Source organism: Butyrivibrio sp. XB500-5, assembly GCF_003625505.1.
Taxonomy (GTDB): domain Bacteria; phylum Bacillota; class Clostridia; order Lachnospirales; family Lachnospiraceae; genus Butyrivibrio.
In genome coordinates, this window is record NZ_RAIS01000003.1 from 226,465 (window position 1) to 245,103 (window position 18,639).

Sequence of the window (18,639 nt, forward strand, 5' to 3'; positions counted from 1 at the left end):
ATCATATAGGATAAAAGGAGAGATTTTTTGACAGCATGTGAGTATGCAAACGTCATAATAGATATATCTCATGAGAAGGTCGACAGACCTTTTCAGTACAGGGTTCCCGAAAGCTTACGAAGCAGTATCGACATCGGGGATCCTGTTTATGTGCCTTTCGGAAGAGGAAATACCAGAAGAAAGGGCTACGTTATTTCTTTTACCGACGAAGCGGATTGGGACCCTGCCAAGATTAAAGAAATAGAGGGGATCGTTAAAGACAACATCTCCGCGCAGGATATCTCGATAAGACTTGCCGCATGGATGAAGCATCACTACGGATCTACCATGATAGCGGCGCTTCGAACGGTTCTTCCTTCTTCCAAGAAGCAAAACAGACAGGTTCATAAATACGTTTCGCTTCGACTTCCTTTGAGAGAAGCAACGGAATACTACTATGAGTGCGTTCGAAAGAAACAGTCCGCAAGAGAGAGGATAATAAAAGAACTTCTCGATAATCCGGAAGACAGAATACCTTATGAGCTTATAACGGGTAAGCTCGGTGTTACGTCGGCAACACTTAAGGCTCTTTCCGATAAGGGAATCATCAAGATAGAGAGCGAGGAGTATTACAGAAATCCCATTGCGGCTTCTTCCGACAGATATGGGAAAAAGACTTTGAGCGATGAGCAGCAGGCTGTTGTAAGCTCTTTTTCCAAGGATTACGACGAGGGCAAAAGAGATACCTACCTGATCCACGGGATCACGGGAAGCGGTAAGACCGAGGTGTACATCGCGCTTATTGATGATGTGATAAGAAGAGGAAAGCAGGCTATAGTGCTTATCCCTGAGATCGCGCTTACTTATCAGACTCTGATGCGCTTTTATCGGCATTTCGGAGACAGGGTATCCGTTGTGAATTCATCGATGTCTCCGGGCGAGAAATTCGATCAGATGGAGAGAGCAAGGACGGGCGATATAGATATCATCATAGGCCCGAGATCGGCTCTTTTTACCCCGTTTTCCAACCTCGGAATAATAATTATCGACGAGGAACATGAGACCACTTATAAGAGCGAAACAATGCCCAAATATCATGCGAGAGAAACTGCGATAGAGCTGGCAAGGCTTGTACCGGACGGAGCAAGTGTTGTACTTGGCTCTGCGACGCCTTCTCTTGATTCTTATTACAAGGCACGGAACGGTCGGTACAAGCTCTTTGAGCTTAATAAAAGACTAACGGGCGGAACGCTTCCGATGGTTGAGATCGCGGATCTAAGAGAGGAGCTTCGAAAAGGCAATCGTTCTATCTTTTCAATAAGATTGCAGGAGCTTATCGAGGACAGGCTTTCAAGGAAAGAGCAGGTGATGCTCTTTATCAACAGGAGAGGCTACGCGGGCTTTGTCTCATGCAGGGCTTGCGGCCATGTGTTTAAGTGTCCGCACTGTGATGTCGCACTATCCGAGCATAGGGGAGGACGCCTTGTCTGTCACTACTGCGGCTATGAAGAGCCTGCCAAGAAGATATGTCCCAAGTGCGGATCTAAGTTTGTTTCTTCGTTTAGAGCGGGTACGCAGCAGATAGAGGACGAGGTCAAAAAGTTCTGGCCCGAGGCAAAAGTCCTCAGAATGGACGCGGATACGACGAGAACAAAAGGAAGCTATGAAAAGATATTGTCGGCTTTTGCCAACAAGGAAGCCGATGTTCTTGTGGGAACGCAGATGATCGTTAAAGGGCATGATTTCCCTGATGTAACTTTAGTGGGAATTCTGGCGGCCGACATGTCGCTCTATGCCTCGGATTACAGGGCAAGCGAGCGTACTTTCCAGCTGCTTACGCAGGCTGCGGGAAGAGCGGGGCGCGGCGAGAAGCCCGGCAATGTCATCATACAGAGTTATCAGCCTGAGCACTACAGCATAATAACTGCGTCCAAGCAGGATTACAAGGCTTTCTACGAAGAGGAGATCGCGTACAGGGATATATTAAGATACCCTCCGATCTCGCATATGATGTGCGTTCAGGTGCAGAGCTCAGACGAAGAAAGAGGCATGAAGTTTGCAAACAGACTTAGGGCCCTTATGGAACAGCAAAAGATACGAAACGCTGTGTTTATCGGACCTGCCTTTGCATCTGTCGGCAAGATAAACGATGTCTATAGGATAGCCGTGTACGTTAAACTCGATGATTATGAAATGCTTGTAGAACTTAAGGATGTTCTGGAGAAATTTGTAAGAGAACTTAATGATGCCGGAAAGATAAGGGATGTTTCCGTGCAATTTGATTTTGATCCCGTAAATGGATATTAGTTTCCAAAACCCCCGTATTTATCAAAAATATTTGATAAGTGTGGGGGCAACGTTTTATAATAAGCAGGAACACAATATATAAATTAAAGGAGGCCATAATGGCACTTAGAACTATAAGAGAATTCGGCGATGAAGTACTTGCACGCCGTTGTAAAGAAGTAAAAGAGATCACACCAAGGATCAAAGAGCTTGTACAGGATATGATAGAAACTATGTATGAGGCTGACGGCGTGGGACTTGCCGCTCCTCAGGTCGGAGTACTTAAGAGAATTTTTGTTATCGATGTTTCCCCCGAAGGGGATTCACCAATGGTATTCATCAATCCCGAGATTCTTGAGACAAGCGGAGAGCAGACAGGCTACGAAGGATGTCTTTCCGTTCCCGGCAAATCCGGAATCGTTACGAGACCCAACTACGTTAAGGCTAAGGCCACCAATCTTGACGGCGAGGAATTTGTGGTAGAAGGTGAGGAGCTTTTTGCCAGAGCCATCCTTCACGAGAACGATCACCTCGACGGACATATGTATGTGGAAAAGGTAGAAGGCGAGCTAATTAATAACGAGGATCTGATCGCACAGAATGAGGAAGCACAGGAATGAAGATAGTTTTTATGGGTACGCCCGATTTTGCGAGGGCAGCACTTGAAAAGATAATAGATGCCGGACATGAAGTCGTTCTTGTCGTAACTCAGCCCGATAAACCCAAGGGAAGAAGCGGCGAGCTTCAGATCTCTGATGTCAAGGACTGTGCTCTTAAGCACAACATCCCTGTATTTCAGCCCGTTAAGATAAAAGAGGCTGATAATGTGGCTTACCTTAAGAATATAGACGCTGATATCTATGTGGTTGCGGCCTTCGGCCAGATCTTGTCAAAAGAGATCCTGGATATTCCGAAGTTTGGCTGTGTCAATATTCACGCTTCTCTCCTTCCCAAGTACAGAGGAGCAGCGCCTATTCAGCAGGCTATTATAGACGGAGAAGAAAAGACCGGCGTTACAATAATGCAGATGGCAATCGGTATGGATACGGGAGATATTCTTATTCAGAGAGAAATCCCCATTGATGAAGAAGAGACCGGCGGAGGACTTTTCGATAAGCTTTCCGATCTTGGCGCGGAGCTCATAGTAGACGCTCTTCCCAAGATAGAAAGAGGCGAACTCACACCCGTTCCTCAGGACGAAGCTCTTGCTACCAAGTGCGGCAAGCTTTCCAAGGATATGGGGAAGATTGATTTTAGCAAGGATGCAGGGGCTATAAGAAATCTTATAAGAGGCCTTAATCCCTGGCCCAGTGCATTTACGCACCTTGACGGCAAGCTTCTTAAGATCTGGAAGGCTCAGGTTCTTAATGAATCTCAGGTAAAAGAATTTTCGAATGAGAAAGCTCTTTTGACAGGGGCAGAGCCCGGAACGGTCGTATTTACAGGGAAAGAAGCCTTTGTGGTTTCAACAGGAAAAGATTATCTTTCGGTAAACGAAGTACAGCTTGAAGGAAAGAAGCGCATGGCTGTTAAGGATTTCCTTCTCGGATATAAGCTGGAAGCCGGAAGCAAGCTTTTTTGACAATAAAGAATTAATGCGGTAAAGGAGATGAGTATATGTATTACGCAAGAGGATTTTATGGATACGGATTTGATCCATTGTATATTTTGGTCATTATCATGGGTATTCTGTGTATGGTTGCCAGCAGCAGAGTATCTTCCGTTTACAAGAAATATGCGAGGATCAGAAGCAGGAGCAATATGACCGGAGCTCAGGTTGCAATGGAGATCCTTCGCAGAAACGGTATCACCGATGTGAGCGTAAGACATGTCTCAGGTAATCTTACCGATCATTTCGATCCAAGAACCAAAACAGTTAATTTATCGGATGCAACGTATGATTCACCGAGCGTTGCCGCTGTAGGAGTTGCGGCGCATGAGTGCGGACACGTCTGTCAGCATGAGTTCGGATATCTTCCGCTTAAGATAAGAACGGCAATTGTTCCTGCGGCGAGTATCGGTTCCAAGGCGGGAATTCCGATTCTTATTTTGGGAATGTTCTTAAGTATGCCTTTCCTTATCAAGATCGGAATCTGGGTATTTTCACTTGCAGTTCTTTTCCAGGTTGTCACACTCCCCGTTGAGTTTGACGCTTCAAGAAGAGCGCTTGTGATGCTTGATGAATACGGCATTCTTGACCAGGAGGAGCTTTCTCATTCCAAGAAGGTTCTTTCAGCTGCGGCAATGACCTACGTTGCAAGTGCCGCATCGGCAGTAGTACAGCTACTTAGACTCGTACTACTTAACGGCAGAAGAAGAGACTGACGGGTGAAGCGTAACGCTTTTTAACTTGAGGGATAAGGCTTGCGATGAATGATAGTAATGTAATAGGGGCGATACTTGGCACGGAGCGAACAAATCTTTCGCTTACGATCAGCAAAGTATGTGATGGCCTTTGCAGTGCATCAACATATAACAGATATGAAGGCGGCAAGATGCTGCCTGATAAGTTTATGCTGTCTGCGCTCCTTGAGAGAATGGGGAAAAATTCAAACAGAGTTTTGTATACGGTAACCGATGAGGAACATAGACTTCTTGATATCAGAAAAAATATTTTGGAGTCCATTGAGAATGAAGATTCCGAAAAGACAAGGCAATATCTTGAAGAGTATTCCTCTATTTCAAAAACAAGGAGCAAGAACATTCACAGGCAGCTCGAACTTGAGGTAAGTGGTGAACTGTGCCGAATGAAAAATGATACCAAAGGCGCAGTGTCTTTTTACAAGGAGGCATTTGAGCAGACTTGCAAGAAAAAGCTTGATGATATAGACAATTCGCTATATACGGTCAGAGAATTCGGACTATTGTATAAGATCGCAAGTATCAGTGATCATAATCTGCTTTTTAAGCTTGGTTATTTCCTTAAAAAGCTGAATGATAATCATTATTTGAAGGTTGTTTATTATGGTGAACTGATTTCGGAGCTGGTAAGTGAATCCGAGAACAGATGGATGAAGCAGGTGCAGCTTGAGTATATTGAGAGTGCATTGCAGTATAAGAGGCTTATCAAACAAAGTAAAGGTGTGGTAAGACTTCTTGAGCTTAAGAAAAAATACGCCGGAGAGCTTAGCGAGGAAGAAGAGACAATACTTAAATTTGACGATCTTCTCGGCTGGAATTGATGGGGAACAAGATGCTATGAGCGTATACAAAAAATCTAAGTTATTAAAATCACATAGAGTTGAAAAGGGTTTCTCAAGAGAAAAGCTTTCCGAAGGAATCTGTGATATCACTACGCTCAAGAGATATGAAAATGAGGGGATGCTCCCAAGCGAGGATAACTACAGGCTGCTTCAGGAGAAGATGGGCGGAAGACCCGAGCAGATCATAATGTCTTATGATATGGGGCTCTTTGTTGATGGTGACAGATACGTTGAGTATGAGAATCTTTTGAACAATCAGAAGTATGATGAGCTTCGTATGAAGATGCAAATACTTAAAGAGGGGCTGAAAAATGTAGAATCTGTTGAAAAAGAGCAGTTCCTTGCCAGGCTGGAAACTCTTACTTATTATGACTATACAAAAGAGATGTTGGAGATCCAAGAAGGGTTATTAAAGAAATCCGTGCCTGATTATAAGGATGGAGAGTTTTCCATAACTCGTTTATATAATGACACTGAGTTAAATCTTTTGAATGATATAGCCATAACGAATGATAAGATCGGTTGTACCGAAATGGCTGTAAAAATATTCGAAAAGCTAGATGTTTATCTTGAACAGGCTGAAGATAATAAGGACAGTATGATAGCTGTGAAGATATATTTCAATTATGCGAATACTCTTGGACTTAGCGGACAGTATGAGAAGTCTATAGAGATTTGCAAAAAAGGCATTGCGTTGGAAAAGAAAAACTCTTGTCAGGAGTTGTTATATGCATTGGTATTTAATATAGGCTGGCTATATGATCAAGTATGGATGGACAATCATGACGAGAAATATAAGAAGGCCGCCAAAGAATATGTGGGATTATCGTTGGCGCTGGCAAAATATTTTGATGAGTCTCCGATCAATACACCAACGATAGAAGGATATTATAAAGAGAATTTCACCTAAGTTCTTTATATTACAAAATAAAAAACGCACCGTACATTGCTAAGAATGTGTGGTGCGTTTTTTTTGATGTTTTTTCTCCCCCAACTATTCTATGAAAAAACATTTATTCAAATAGCTCAACGATGAGCGATAAGAATACAAGCTAACTCATATTTTACCGGAGGAGGATAGATTCCTGCATCGGGCTCTTTGATTTTTGCTACGAGTCCAAGTACAAGTGTTGCAAGTAAAGCTGCTGAAACTAACATCTTTTTCATATCTTTTCTCCTTTCAGTGATTACTGATTAAGTATAATTATATTCATGATAATTCATATAAAAAGGGCGTATCGTGCAATAAAATTTGTACGAAATACGCCCTTTTAGTATATGGAATATAGTGGTAATGTCTTTTTTATAAAGATGGGTGAGAGGTAAGCCAAGCGGTGATTATAATGGGGGTTAAGTCATTGCTTGGACCCCTCATTTTTTTGTGCCCAAATTTCGGACTTTCGGTCAAGTACCTGCAAATTTCTCGTATATATCTGATATGTGGTATAATTTGCATGGCAATTTTCTGCACTGTCAAGTTGCTTAATCTGAACTTTGGCGAGGAGGTCTATCAATGTACAGACTGCGGAGAGACAGTTCGTTTTACTATTGAGAGGGTTGATTGAACATATCATGATGCAGGTTTATGTATTAGATGCATTAAAAGAATTAAGTGACAACAGATTCGAAGAAGCTTTGAAATATGTGGATGAGGCGCAGAGAGATAAGATTCTGCGTTTTCATTTTGATGCGGATAAAAAGAGGTCTCTTGCGGGACTTCTTTTGTCTTATTATGCGATATTTAAGGAATTTGGACTTGCTCCAAAAGACATAACGTTTGATAAGAATAAGTACGGAAAACCTTTTGTAAAAGACCGTGATGATATTTTTTATAATATTTCTCATTCGGGTAATTACGTTGTATGCGCGATCGGCAGTAGCCCTGTGGGCATTGATGTTCAGGAGCATAAGAGCGCGGACTTAAACATTGCCGACAGATTTTTTTCCAAGGATGAAAAAGAAGCTCTGGCGCTGGAAACAAGAGAGGATGCAAAGAAAAAGCTCTTTTATGATCTGTGGAGTCTTAAGGAAGCTTATATCAAGTGCATCGGTATGGGACTTTCCAAACCTTTGAATGAGTTTGGCATTATCAAGAAAAACGGTATTTATAAGTTGTACGAAGACGACGCCGAGCTTAATGATTATTTTTTTAATATATACGATATCGCAGAGAATTACAGCCTTTGCGCGTGTTCAAAAGAAGACTCTTTTCCCGAGAATTTCAGTCAAGTCGGATATGATGTTATAATGATATAGGTGTCAAAAGTCAAAAATGACTTTGGTCATGGAGTAATTCGTATATCATTAATAAAAAAGAGAGTTGATTTTATGAAACTGATTTTTATCAGGCATGGTGACCCTGACTATGCCAAAGACGGACTAACCGAAAAGGGAAAAGTTGAGGCCAAGGCGCTGGCCGATATGATAGAGCGCTACAATATTGACGATGTGTATCAGTCTCCGCTTGGAAGAGCGGTTGAAACAGCGGAATATTCGTTGAAGGTACTTGGGAAAAAGGTGACAACCTGCGAGTGGCTTCGTGAATTCCCTGCTCTTATAGATCCAAATCTCTCGGAAGAAGTCCGCAGAGCTTATTCTAAGGATCGAAAGATAAATCCGGAAACAGGAAAATATGAAAAGCGCGTTGTTTGGGACATCCTTCCATCCTACTATGGAAGCCATCCCGAGCTCTTTGACTACAAAGGTTGGAGAGACGCAGAACTAATGAAATACAGCAATGCCGTCGAGGTCTATGACCGGGTTACTTCGGAGTTTTCAAAGCTCCTTGAGTCCTACGGCTATGTCAGAGACGGCTGTGCTTATAAGGTAAAAGAGGGAAATGACAAGACTATAGCTTTCTTTTGCCACTACGGTATCACGAGCGTTATGCTGTCATATCTGTGGCATATATCACCGATGGTTCCGCTTCAGTTCTTGTGCATAGCACCGAGCGCGGTTACCGTAGTCGTTACCGAGGAAAGAGAAAAAGGAATCGCAACATTCCGAACAAGCAGGGTGGGAGATATCTCACACCTTAATCTAATAGGGGAGAAGCCTTCATTTTCAGCCAGATTCTGTGAAGTATTCGAGAATGAAGATGAAAGGCACTAATAATTATAATGGCAAATATCAGAGAGATCGTTTTAAATATACTAATCGAATACGACAAGGAAGGCAGTAAAAAAGCGGGTCTTATTAAAGACGTGCTTGAAAAATACGACTACCTTGAGACAAGGGATAAGGCTTTTATAAAAAGAGTCTGTGAAGGATGTATTGAGAGAAATATCCAGATAGACTACGTGCTCGATTCTTTTTCCAAAGTCGAAGTAAAAAAGATGCAGCCCTTTATCAGAAGCCTTATGAGAATGGGCGTTTATCAGATCATGTTCATGGACTCGGTTCCCGACAGCGCTGCCTGCAACGAGGCCGTTAAGCTTGCGCAAAAGCACAAGTTCACGGGACTTAAGGGCTTTGTAAACGGGGTGCTTCGAAACGTTTCAAGAAATAAAGATAATATAGAATATCCCGATAGAACCGAGGATGGCGGAGCTAATTATCTTTCGGTCCTATATTCCGTACCAAAGTGGCTTTGTAAGATGTGGCTCAACGACTATGGCTTTGAGCGCACGGAGAATATATTGAAATTCTTCTTGGAGCCCAGACCCACGGTAATTCGTTGTGCCGGAACAGATATAGGAGACAGTGTTAATGGTCCCAAATTTGTTTCGGAGCTTAAAAAAGAGCTCGAGGATGCGGGAGTTGTTGTAAAGGAAAATCCGATCCTTCCCTATGCGCTCGAACTTGAAAAAACAGATAACATCAAATATCTTCCGGGATTTTCCGAAGGAAAATTCGCGGTTCAGGATGTAAGCTCAATGCTTGTTACAGAGATCGCTAATCCTTTAAAAGGTCAGACCGTTATTGATGTTTGTGCCGCACCCGGCGGAAAGAGCATGCATGCTGCGCAGGCTGTGGGAGAGGAAGGAAAGGTCTTTTCACGAGACGTCTCTGCCGCAAAGAAAGAGCTAATTGCAGAAAACGCAGACAGACTTGGGCTTAATAACATCGCAATCGAGATAATAGATGCCAAGATTCATGATGAGAATATGAAAGAGAACGGCGATATTCTCTATCTCGACGTTCCCTGCTCCGGACTTGGAATCATCGGAAGAAAGAACGATATCAAGCAGAACATCAGGAAAGAAAAGCTCAGCGATCTTACCAAGCTTCAGTGGGATATCGTAAAGGCTTGCTGGGACTACGTTAAGGTCGGCGGAACGCTGATGTACTCAACCTGCACCGTCAACAAGGCAGAGAATGAGCAGATGATCACCAAGATCTGCACTGATTTCCCGTTTGAGCCTGTTGATATCACGGATCTCATTCCTAAGTACATCCTCGATAATGACAGATACAACATAAAAGATACAGCGAAAAAGGGCTACATTCAGCTCCTTCCCGGAGAATTCGGAACCGACGGATTCTTCATCGCAAAGCTTAAAAGAGTTGATAGATGACGTGCTCGTCAGGCATGTTTCAATTTGGTTTATGATTATAACCGCTCAATCCGGCAGGATTGGGCGGTTATTTTTATGCCTTCGAGGGGAGTTGACAAGTAACTATCTTTTATTCCATAATATATCAAATTGATATATTGTGAGGTGACGTTATGAGACAAAAGATCAGAAAGACACTACTACTTATTTCCTTTTTACTTTTCCCGGTAACCATATTTTATTTTTCGCCCTACCTTATAATCGAGGCAGCGTCTGAACATATCATGAACGGAAGTTTTGTGGTATTTGCTTTGATGTTCGTATTATCTATGTTCTTCGGACGGGCGTGGTGCGGCTATTTATGCCCGGCAGGCGGACTTCAGGAATGCATCTTTAGGATAAAAGATACTCCGGCTAAGCAGGGATGGCGCGATAAGATAAAGTATGCTATCTGGATCGTCTGGATGATCGCGATCGTTGTAACCTTCATCCTCGGTAGAAATGACGTGACCATCAATTTCTTTTACCGGACCGATCACGGTATATCTCTATCGGGTATAAATAATTACGTGGTATACTATGGAGTGATACTGATCCTTGTAGCACCGGCGCTGATCCACGGTAAAAGGGCGGCTTGTCATTACATATGCTGGATGGCACCGTTTATGGTGATCGGAAGCACTGTCGGAAGATGGCTTCATCTGCCTCAGCTTCATATAGAAGCTAATAGAGCTGAATGTATTTCCTGCGGAAAGTGCAACAAGGCATGCCCCATGGGACTTGATGTTAAAAAAATGGTCGCTGAGGGCGCAAACTCAAAGTGCACCGAGTGCATACAGTGTGGAGCATGTGTGGACGAATGTCCCAAGAATGTGCTGAGTTATAAGCTTATTTGGAGGCGATAACATGGCAAAGGAAAGAAAGATCGATCTGGTGATCCTTGGGCTTCTGACCCATGAGGATCTCACAGGATATGATATAAAAAAGCAAATAGACAACGGCATCAATTTCTTTTGGAAGGGTAGCTTTGGAAGCATTTATCCCGCACTCAATGACATGGAAAAGAGCGGTCTTATAAAGAAAAAACAGGAAAAGACCGGCGGCAGAGAAAAGATCTTTTATCATATAACAGTAAGCGGAGAGAAAGTGCTCAGATCCTGGCTTTTTGAAGAGCAGGCAGCTAACGACCTTAAGTACGAGACACTTCTTAAGATCTATTTTGGCGGCGTAGAGAAACCGGAAGTTACGGTGCACAATATAGAAGTTTTTGAGAAGCAGGTAAAAGAGGAATTGCAGATCCTAAAGCTATATAAGTACAATCTTGAGAAAGTACTTGATGAGAAGGATCACATGAATTATTATCTTACGGTGACGTTTGGTATAGATACTTACGAGGCATATCTTAAGTGGTGTACCAAAGCCAAGAAGCTACTTGGGAAAAATGTCAGAAAAAAGAATATGTGAGATATAATTATAAGTATGAGTGAATTTATATTAGGTAAAGACAACAAAATAGACATCAAATCGCTTAATCTTGATGAGCTTTCTTCTTTCATCAAGGATATAGGCGAGCCCGCATTCAGGGCTAAGCAGTTCTATGACTGGATGCATGTAAAGAGAGCAAGAAACTACGATGAGATGAAGAACATCCCCAAGGCGCTCAAAGAAAAGCTTTCAGAAAAGTGCAGCTACACAAGCCTTGAAGTGGTGCAGGTTCAGGAGTCTCACATAGACGATACCAAGAAATTTCTTTTCGGTCTTTATGACGGCAATGTTATAGAGAGCGTTTTCATGAAGTACAAATTCGGAAACAGCGTGTGCATCTCTTCTCAGGTCGGATGCCGCATGGGCTGCAGATTCTGTGCTTCTACAATTGACGGCGTTGAGAGGAATCTTTTACCCTCTGAGATGCTTGACCAGATTTATTCGATTTCAGAATATCTCGGGGAAAAGATATCCCGAGTCGTTGTCATGGGTAGCGGAGAGCCGCTTGATAACTATGACAACCTTCTAAAGTTCATAGAGCTATTGTCGGATGAGCACGGAATGAACCTCGGACAGCGCAATCTCACGGTTTCAACGTGCGGTATCGTACCCAAGATCTTGGAGCTTGCGGAAAAGAAGCTTTCCATAAATCTCGCACTTTCGCTCCATGCTTCCAATAATAACAAGCGAAAAGAGCTGATGCCTATCGCCAACACTTACGATATACATGAGGTACTCGATGCCTGCAAGACCTATTTTGACAAGACAGGAAGGCAGCTTACCTTTGAGTATTCACTTGTTTCGGGGGTAAATGATACCGATGAAGATGCCTCGGAATTATCGGAATTGTTAAGAGGAATAAATTGTGTTGTTAATCTTATTCCCGTCAACCCCATAAAAGAGCGAGATTACAGACCTACAGACCGTTCCGGGGCATTGGCATTTAAGAATAAACTTGAAAAAAATCGAATAAATGTTACTATAAGAAGAGAAATGGGCAGGGATATTGATGGAGCCTGTGGACAGCTTCGCAGGAGACATTTGGAGGAGAAATAGTAGTACCTGCTTATTTTGTTGATGAAAAAAGTTGATCCCCGGGGAGGAAGATTTTGTTAAAGACTTTTTCCGTTACGGACATTGGAAAAAAGCGAAAACTGAATCAGGACTATGTCTTTTCATCCGATAGTAAGATCGGAAATCTTTCCAACGTGTTTATCGTAGCTGACGGTATGGGCGGTCACAACGCCGGAGACTATGCGTCGAGATACACGGTAGACACTATGGTTGAAGAAATCGAAAGGTCTTTTGAAAAGAGTCCTGTCAAGATATTGGAGAAAGCGATCAAGACTGCCAATAAGAAGCTCAGAGAGAAGGCAGCGGAGAACCCCAATCTTTTTGGTATGGGTACGACCGTTGTTGCTTGCACCGTGCTCGGCAGGTATCTGCAGGTTGCCAATGTCGGAGACAGCAGACTCTATGTCATCAATGATAAAATCACACAGATAACAAGAGATCATTCGCTGGTTGAGGAAATGGTCAGGATGGGCGGAATTGACAGGGAAACCGCAAGAACGCACCTAGACAAGAACATCATCACCAGGGCGATCGGTGCCACCAATACTGTTGACATCGACTTTTTTACCGTGGAGTTAAATCGCGGAGACATTGTACTTATGTGCTCTGACGGACTTACCAACATGCTTGACGATGAAGAGATACGCATGATCGTAAGCGGCCAGAGAGATATTATAGAAAAAGCCCAGAAGCTGGTTGTTGCAGCAAACAATAACGGCGGCAAAGACAATATAGCCGTTATTTTGATCGAACCGTTTGCTGAAGAACGCGTGCGCGATGGAGGACTTGAATGATTAAGATAGGAATGGTGATCGGCGATCGCTATGAGGTACTTGAGAAGATAGGTACCGGCGGAATGTCCGATGTGTATAAAGCCAAAGACCATAAATTAAATAGACTTGTTGCTGTTAAGGTTCTGAAGCAGGAGTTTTCGGAGAATGAGAACTTTGTATCCAAGTTTAGGGTAGAAGCTCAGTCTACCGCTGGCCTTATGCACCCCAATATCGTTAACGTGTACGATGTCGGCGATGAAGATGGTATCAACTACATTGTAATGGAACTTGTTGATGGCATCACTCTCAAAAAATATATTGAGAAAAAGGCTCGTCTTTCCGTTAAAGAGGCTGTCAGCATAGCAATCCAGGTTGCTATGGGACTTGAGGCTGCGCACAACAACAATATCATTCACAGAGACATTAAGCCTCAGAATATCATGATATCCAAGGACGGTAAGGTTAAGGTTACAGACTTTGGTATTGCCAAGGCTGCAACCAGCAACACCATCACATCCAATGTTATGGGATCCGTTCACTACACATCACCCGAGCAGGCAAGAGGCGGTTACAGTGATGCCAAGAGTGATATCTATTCACTTGGTATCACACTCTTTGAGATGCTCACGGGAAGAGTTCCGTTTAACGGAGATACTACGGTAGCTATTGCTATTAAGCATATTCAGGAGGATTTACCCACTCCTGCGGATTACAACGATGAGATACCTATAAGTGTTGAGAAGATCGTTCTTAAGTGCTGTCAGAAGAGCCCTGACAGAAGATATCAGAGCGCTGCTGAGCTTATTACAGATCTTAAGAGATCGCTCATCACACCCGATAAGGATTTTGTTACGCTTACAGATCCCGACGAAGACGGTGCTACAAGAGTAGACCACGAGGAGTCTCTTGCGGGACATGTCGACACAGGAAGTATGCGTTTGTCTGAGACTGAGCAGATGAGACTCAGAGAGACTTCCTACAAGAAGGATCGTCGTGACGACCGTTATGAAGATGATTACGAGCCCAGAAGAAAGAGATCTCAGAGAGATTACGACGATGAGCTCGATGACGATTATTATTATGAGAGAGACAGAGAAAGAAGAAGGAGTTCTTTTGACCCTCAGTCGGGTAAGATAGAGAAGATGACTATCGGAATGGCTATTTTCTCTGCATTTATCATCGGACTTATTGTTATCATGATTGTTGCAAGAGGAATGGGATTGTTCGGAGGCGATGAGGAAGCATCCGCAACCGCTTCATCCTCTGCATCGACAGAAGAAAACGGTGATGAAAACAGCAGCGGAACTATGCAGGTTCCAGATGTTACCGGTAAGTCTTATGCGGAAGCCAAGCTTATACTTGTAGATGATAAGCATCTTAAGATTGAGAAAGAAGCCGATCCCGATAATAAGGCACCCAAGGATACAGTTGTATCAACCAAGCCCGAAGCCGGTAAAAAAGTTAAAAGAGGAGATACCATAACCGTTTATGTAAGTGACGGTTCCAACTATCAGGCGTCAGCAGAAGCGGAAGCTTCCACAAATGACGAAGGAAAGGTTGCGGTACCCAATGTTATAGGTATGGATTCAGAGGAAGCCGTGCTTACACTTATCGAAGCAGGACTTCAAGAAGGAAGAACTACCGACGTTAATAACAATGACCCTAATCTTACGGACAAGATCTGTGCACAGAGCGTTCCCGTGGGACAGATGGTTGATAAGGGAACAGCGATCCACTTGGAGCACTCCATAGGACCTGCCAATGTAAAGTACAGCTTTAAGGGCAATATTGATGCTCCGCCACCCGGAAAAGGTTATACTCCGGGTATTCCCGTCCATGTACAGCTTATTTCGTCGGACGGAACGGTTATAACGGACTCACAGTATACAGATTTTCCAATATCTGTTACATACAACGGTATTGCTTCTCCAACCGGAAGAATAGTATATAAATACACCGTTACGACTCCGGTGGCTACAAACCCGGAAACAGGTGAGCAGACCGGCGGACAGACTACAGAAGTTGTCGACGAAGTAGCTGTGAATTTCACACAGGGGAACTGAGAAATTTGAACAAAGGAAGAATTGTTAAAGGGATAGCCGGCTTTTACTACATAGAAACGGAAAATACCAACATCTATGAATGTAAGGCCAAAGGCATCTTCAGAAAAGACAATATCAAACCGCTTGTCGGTGACGTTGTTGGCATCGACATTATTGATGAAGAAAAAAAGCTGGGTAATATTACCGAGATATTGCCCAGAAAGAACCTACTTATAAGACCGCCTGTTGCCAACGTTGACCAGGCGGTTATTTTGTTTGCGATCGTTAAGCCAAACCCCAATTACAATCTTTTGGACCGCTTTCTTATCATGATGAGACAGCAGAATCTTCCCGTTATCATTTGCTTTAACAAGCAGGACATCGCATCGGAAGAGGAGCAGAAAGAGCTCTATGATGCGTATGAGAAATGTGGCTACAAAGTTCTTTTTATCAGCGTCAAAGAGGAAAAGGGACTTGATGAGTTAAAAGAGCTTTTGAAGGGCAAAACTACGACTCTCGCGGGTCCTAGCGGCGTCGGAAAGTCTTCTCTTTTGAACAAGCTGGTTCCCGATGCGCAGATGCAGATAGGAGAGCTCAGTAGGAAGATCGAGCGAGGCAAGAACACCACAAGGCATTCGGAGCTCTTTTACGTAAAAGAATTATCGAAAGGCGGCGTGCACACATTTGTCATAGATACGCCCGGATTTACATCGCTTGGGATGTTTGATCTTACGACGGATAATCTCATGAATTATTATCCCGAGTTCGAAGCCTTTGAACCTGAGTGCCGATTCGGGGGCTGTTCTCACATCGCAGAGCCTGATTGCGGGGTCAAAAGAGCTGTCGAAGAGGGCAAGATAGCAAAGGTTCGATACGACAACTATAAAGTACTGTACGAGGAACTTAAAAACATGAAACCCGACTATGGGAAGAAGACCAGATAAGAGCACTTAGCAGATAAAATAGGAGTTATAACAGATACAGATGAAGATATATGTTACAAGACACGGTCAGACCGATTACAACAAAGACAGACTCATGCAGGGAAGAAGCGATATTCCGCTTAATGGGACGGGAACGGCGCAGGCGCAGGCAACAAAAGAAAAGATAGGAGACATTAAGTTTGATGCTGTATACGCAAGCCCTTTGATCAGAGCGATCCAGACAGCTTCTATCATAAGCGGATATGCGCAGGAAGATATAATAAAAGACGAGAGGATCATTGAGGCCGACTTTGGTAAGTACGAGAAAGCCAATTATATGAAGCTTCCGCTTCCGATGAATCTTTATTGGATGTATCCCGAGGTCTTTCCGGCGCCCAAGACAGTTGAGAGCATCAAGAGCATGGTTAAAAGAACTTCCGAGTTCCTTTCTGAGCTTGAAAAAAAGGACTACGAGAACGTACTTGTAGTATGCCACGGCGGAATAATAAGACCTATAAGAGGTTATCTTGAGGATGCCAAAAGGGGCTTTATCTGGAGACCCAGGCCCGTTAACTGCGAAGTGTTTGTGTACGAATCCATTGATGGAAAACACAGACTTGTTGATGATATTAAATGATTGAGAAAACCATTGATGTATCCGGCATTCTGCCCTAACGAAAGACTCATATCTCTTGCAGATACGCCCTTTTGTTCTCTGAGTTTAGAAAGACGCATTGCAAAATCATTAGCAAATCTCTTTTCATCACAGTTTTCATTACTGTTCTCAGCCATTAATTCTCACCTCTAATTAAATATTTTAGCTTCATAGCGGCTGATTATGTCGTTTGAAATGCTATATTTATATTGCAATATAGTATTGTAAATGATACTGTTGATATGGTTAAATTGATTTCAAAAAAAGCGTTGGGGGAAGAGTAATTATGAATAATTACAGAGACAGTCTTGAAATAGATCTGAAGGATCTATTATCTTTTTTAGTAAGGCATATGCGTTTCTTCGTTATAGTCATGGTGATAGGTTGTACCTTGGGTTCTGCCTACGGATTTATGAAGGAAAACTTGTCGAATGATTCCGGAAACAAGAAAGAAGATTCAGTGAAACCTCTTTTGACTTCTAAAGAAATCTATGAAGTAAATTCATCGGTAAACACGTATACGACATACTTTAATCGCTATAATGAGGTCTTAAAGTATAAGAACGAGTCTCCTCTTATGGAGATTGATGGATATAATGCGCCAAAAAGTACATGTACCTACGTCCTGAGCTGTTATGGCCCGGTGAATTTAAATAACCCGGAATCTAGTTCGATCACAAATATCAATAATTCATCGGAAAAAACTATTGTTGATAACATCATCAATTTATATTCTGTTGAAATAAATAAAGATGACACCGTTGATAAAGTTAAAAAGGCCATGGGAAGTGACCTTGATGACAGGTATGTTCGTGAATTGTATTTCGTAGAAAAAAATGGATTCAGTCTTATGACAGTCACTGCATATGGACGTACTTTGGATGAAAGTAAAAACAATTTGCAACAGCTCATGCAAGCTATCGAGGAAAAATCCGGTACTGTAGCTAAAAGTGTTAAACATGAAATTACTGTTGCAACTACAACTTCAAATTATGAAAAATCCTCATACATTATATCCAACAAGGATAGCATCAATAATCAGCTTAAAGACTTAAATAATTCAATGATGTCGGTTGCCGCCAATTTAAGCGGTAATCAAAAGACTTATTTTACAGAGCTTTTGGATGAACTGGATATTGAGTATGGTATAGAGAAAGCTGAAAAACATGATTTTGAAATAAAAACTGTATTGAAATACGGCATTTTTGGATGTGCAGCTGCTGCATTTGTTTTAGCTCTTATTTACAGTGCACTGTATGTTTTGTCACCTACTTTAAAGACCGAGGATGATCTCAAGTATGCTTTTCAAATCCCTGTTATTGGAACAGTTAAAGATTTCGATGCAGATAATATGAATATAATTAGCAGCGGTATTTGTGCTACTGTCAGAACAAAACCTTCTTCGAATATTTACATTGTTTCATCATACATGGATGATAATGTTGAAGCCATTAAGCTTAAAATAATAGATAAGGTTAAAGAGAAAAATGTTCAGCTGAAAAAAGGCATAAGCATGATCACTGATTTTGAAACGCTAGATAATGCTATAGCCTCTGATGGAATCGTCTTGCTTGAAACAATAAGAAAGTCCAGATATGAAAATATAGAAAAAGAACTGGAGCTTTGCAAAAACTATAATATTAAAATACTTGGAGCAGTAATAAACTCTTTATAAATCATTATTGTTATTTGAATTACTTGGTAAACAAAGAACTCCAACCCT

The 18,639-nt window shown here is 42.3% G+C and carries 18 protein-coding genes and 1 pseudogene; 17 read left to right on the top strand and 2 right to left on the bottom strand.

Annotation, left to right across the window (positions count from 1 at the left end; all coding sequences use genetic code 11):
- Positions 1-27: 27 nt before the first annotated feature.
- From priA to D6856_RS07485, 6 genes are all read left to right on the top strand, one after another.
- Positions 28-2,286: a replication restart helicase PriA gene (gene priA, locus D6856_RS07460; protein WP_120686382.1), complete on the top strand. Its 2,259-nt coding sequence runs from the start codon at positions 28-30 to the stop codon at positions 2,284-2,286.
- 98 nt (positions 2,287-2,384) lie between these two features.
- Positions 2,385-2,885, top strand: a complete 501-nt coding sequence (gene def / locus D6856_RS07465) for a peptide deformylase (protein ID WP_092241894.1) — start codon at positions 2,385-2,387, stop codon at positions 2,883-2,885.
- Positions 2,882-3,847, top strand: coding sequence for a methionyl-tRNA formyltransferase (gene fmt / locus D6856_RS07470; RefSeq protein ID WP_120686383.1), 966 nt, complete (start codon positions 2,882-2,884; stop codon positions 3,845-3,847). The genes def and fmt overlap by 4 nt, the downstream gene beginning before the upstream one ends.
- A 35-nt stretch (positions 3,848-3,882) precedes the next feature.
- Complete coding sequence (locus D6856_RS07475; protein ID WP_120686384.1) at positions 3,883-4,590, top strand: zinc metallopeptidase; 708 nt, start codon at positions 3,883-3,885, stop codon at positions 4,588-4,590.
- 44 nt (positions 4,591-4,634) lie between these two features.
- Positions 4,635-5,447 carry a hypothetical protein gene (locus D6856_RS07480; protein ID WP_120686385.1) on the top strand — a complete coding sequence of 271 codons (813 nt, stop codon included), beginning with the start codon at positions 4,635-4,637 and terminating at the stop codon, positions 5,445-5,447.
- A 16-nt stretch (positions 5,448-5,463) separates the two neighbouring features.
- Positions 5,464-6,378 (top strand): helix-turn-helix transcriptional regulator, encoded by a 915-nt coding sequence (locus D6856_RS07485; RefSeq protein WP_120686386.1) that lies wholly within the window; start codon positions 5,464-5,466, stop codon positions 6,376-6,378.
- Positions 6,379-6,494: 116 nt separating this feature from the next.
- Here D6856_RS07485 and D6856_RS15160 read toward each other — a convergent pair whose 3' ends face one another.
- Positions 6,495-6,635: a hypothetical protein gene (locus D6856_RS15160; RefSeq protein ID WP_158588862.1), complete on the bottom strand. Its 141-nt coding sequence runs from the start codon at positions 6,633-6,635 to the stop codon at positions 6,495-6,497.
- A 390-nt stretch (positions 6,636-7,025) separates the two neighbouring features.
- Between D6856_RS15160 and D6856_RS07490 the strand changes: the two genes are divergently transcribed.
- The 10 genes from D6856_RS07490 to D6856_RS07535 all read left to right on the top strand — a co-directional run bounded on the left by D6856_RS07490 (position 7,026) and on the right by D6856_RS07535 (position 16,898).
- Positions 7,026-7,724, top strand: coding sequence for a 4'-phosphopantetheinyl transferase family protein (locus tag D6856_RS07490; protein WP_147367814.1), 699 nt, complete (start codon positions 7,026-7,028; stop codon positions 7,722-7,724).
- Positions 7,725-7,796: 72 nt separating this feature from the next.
- Positions 7,797-8,579: a histidine phosphatase family protein gene (locus D6856_RS07495; RefSeq protein ID WP_120686388.1), complete on the top strand. Its 783-nt coding sequence runs from the start codon at positions 7,797-7,799 to the stop codon at positions 8,577-8,579.
- 8 nt (positions 8,580-8,587) lie between these two features.
- On the top strand, positions 8,588-9,985 hold the full coding sequence (gene rsmB, locus D6856_RS07500) for a 16S rRNA (cytosine(967)-C(5))-methyltransferase RsmB (protein ID WP_120686389.1): 1,398 nt from the start codon (positions 8,588-8,590) through the stop codon (positions 9,983-9,985).
- Positions 9,986-10,137: 152 nt separating this feature from the next.
- The gene (locus tag D6856_RS07505; RefSeq protein WP_120686390.1) at positions 10,138-10,869 is read left to right on the top strand and encodes a 4Fe-4S binding protein; all 732 of its coding nucleotides are present in this window, start codon (positions 10,138-10,140) and stop codon (positions 10,867-10,869) included.
- Between the two features lies 1 nt (position 10,870).
- The gene (locus tag D6856_RS07510) at positions 10,871-11,428 is read left to right on the top strand and encodes a PadR family transcriptional regulator (RefSeq protein WP_120686391.1); all 558 of its coding nucleotides are present in this window, start codon (positions 10,871-10,873) and stop codon (positions 11,426-11,428) included.
- Positions 11,429-11,443: 15 nt separating this feature from the next.
- Positions 11,444-12,505 (top strand): 23S rRNA (adenine(2503)-C(2))-methyltransferase RlmN, encoded by a 1,062-nt coding sequence (rlmN, locus tag D6856_RS07515; protein ID WP_120686392.1) that lies wholly within the window; start codon positions 11,444-11,446, stop codon positions 12,503-12,505.
- A 53-nt stretch (positions 12,506-12,558) separates the two neighbouring features.
- Complete coding sequence (locus D6856_RS07520) at positions 12,559-13,317, top strand: Stp1/IreP family PP2C-type Ser/Thr phosphatase (protein ID WP_092242180.1); 759 nt, start codon at positions 12,559-12,561, stop codon at positions 13,315-13,317.
- Positions 13,314-15,359 (top strand): Stk1 family PASTA domain-containing Ser/Thr kinase, encoded by a 2,046-nt coding sequence (pknB, locus tag D6856_RS07525; protein WP_120686393.1) that lies wholly within the window; start codon positions 13,314-13,316, stop codon positions 15,357-15,359. Before D6856_RS07520 ends, pknB begins: the two co-directional genes overlap by 4 nt.
- A gap of 5 nt (positions 15,360-15,364) precedes the next feature.
- Entirely contained in the window at positions 15,365-16,282 is a 918-nt protein-coding gene (rsgA, locus tag D6856_RS07530; protein ID WP_120686394.1) for a ribosome small subunit-dependent GTPase A, read from the top strand.
- A 40-nt stretch (positions 16,283-16,322) separates the two neighbouring features.
- A complete protein-coding gene (locus D6856_RS07535; RefSeq protein WP_120686395.1) occupies positions 16,323-16,898 on the top strand; it encodes a histidine phosphatase family protein in 576 nt (191 codons plus the stop codon).
- 4 nt (positions 16,899-16,902) lie between these two features.
- Here the strand turns inward: D6856_RS07535 and D6856_RS15540 are convergent.
- Positions 16,903-17,053 (bottom strand): annotated as a pseudogene (locus tag D6856_RS15540) (XRE family transcriptional regulator); the annotation flags it as partial.
- 149 nt (positions 17,054-17,202) lie between these two features.
- Here D6856_RS15540 and D6856_RS07545 point away from each other — a divergent pair.
- Entirely contained in the window at positions 17,203-18,591 is a 1,389-nt protein-coding gene (locus D6856_RS07545) for a hypothetical protein (RefSeq protein ID WP_120686396.1), read from the top strand.
- Positions 18,592-18,639: the final 48 nt, after the last annotated feature.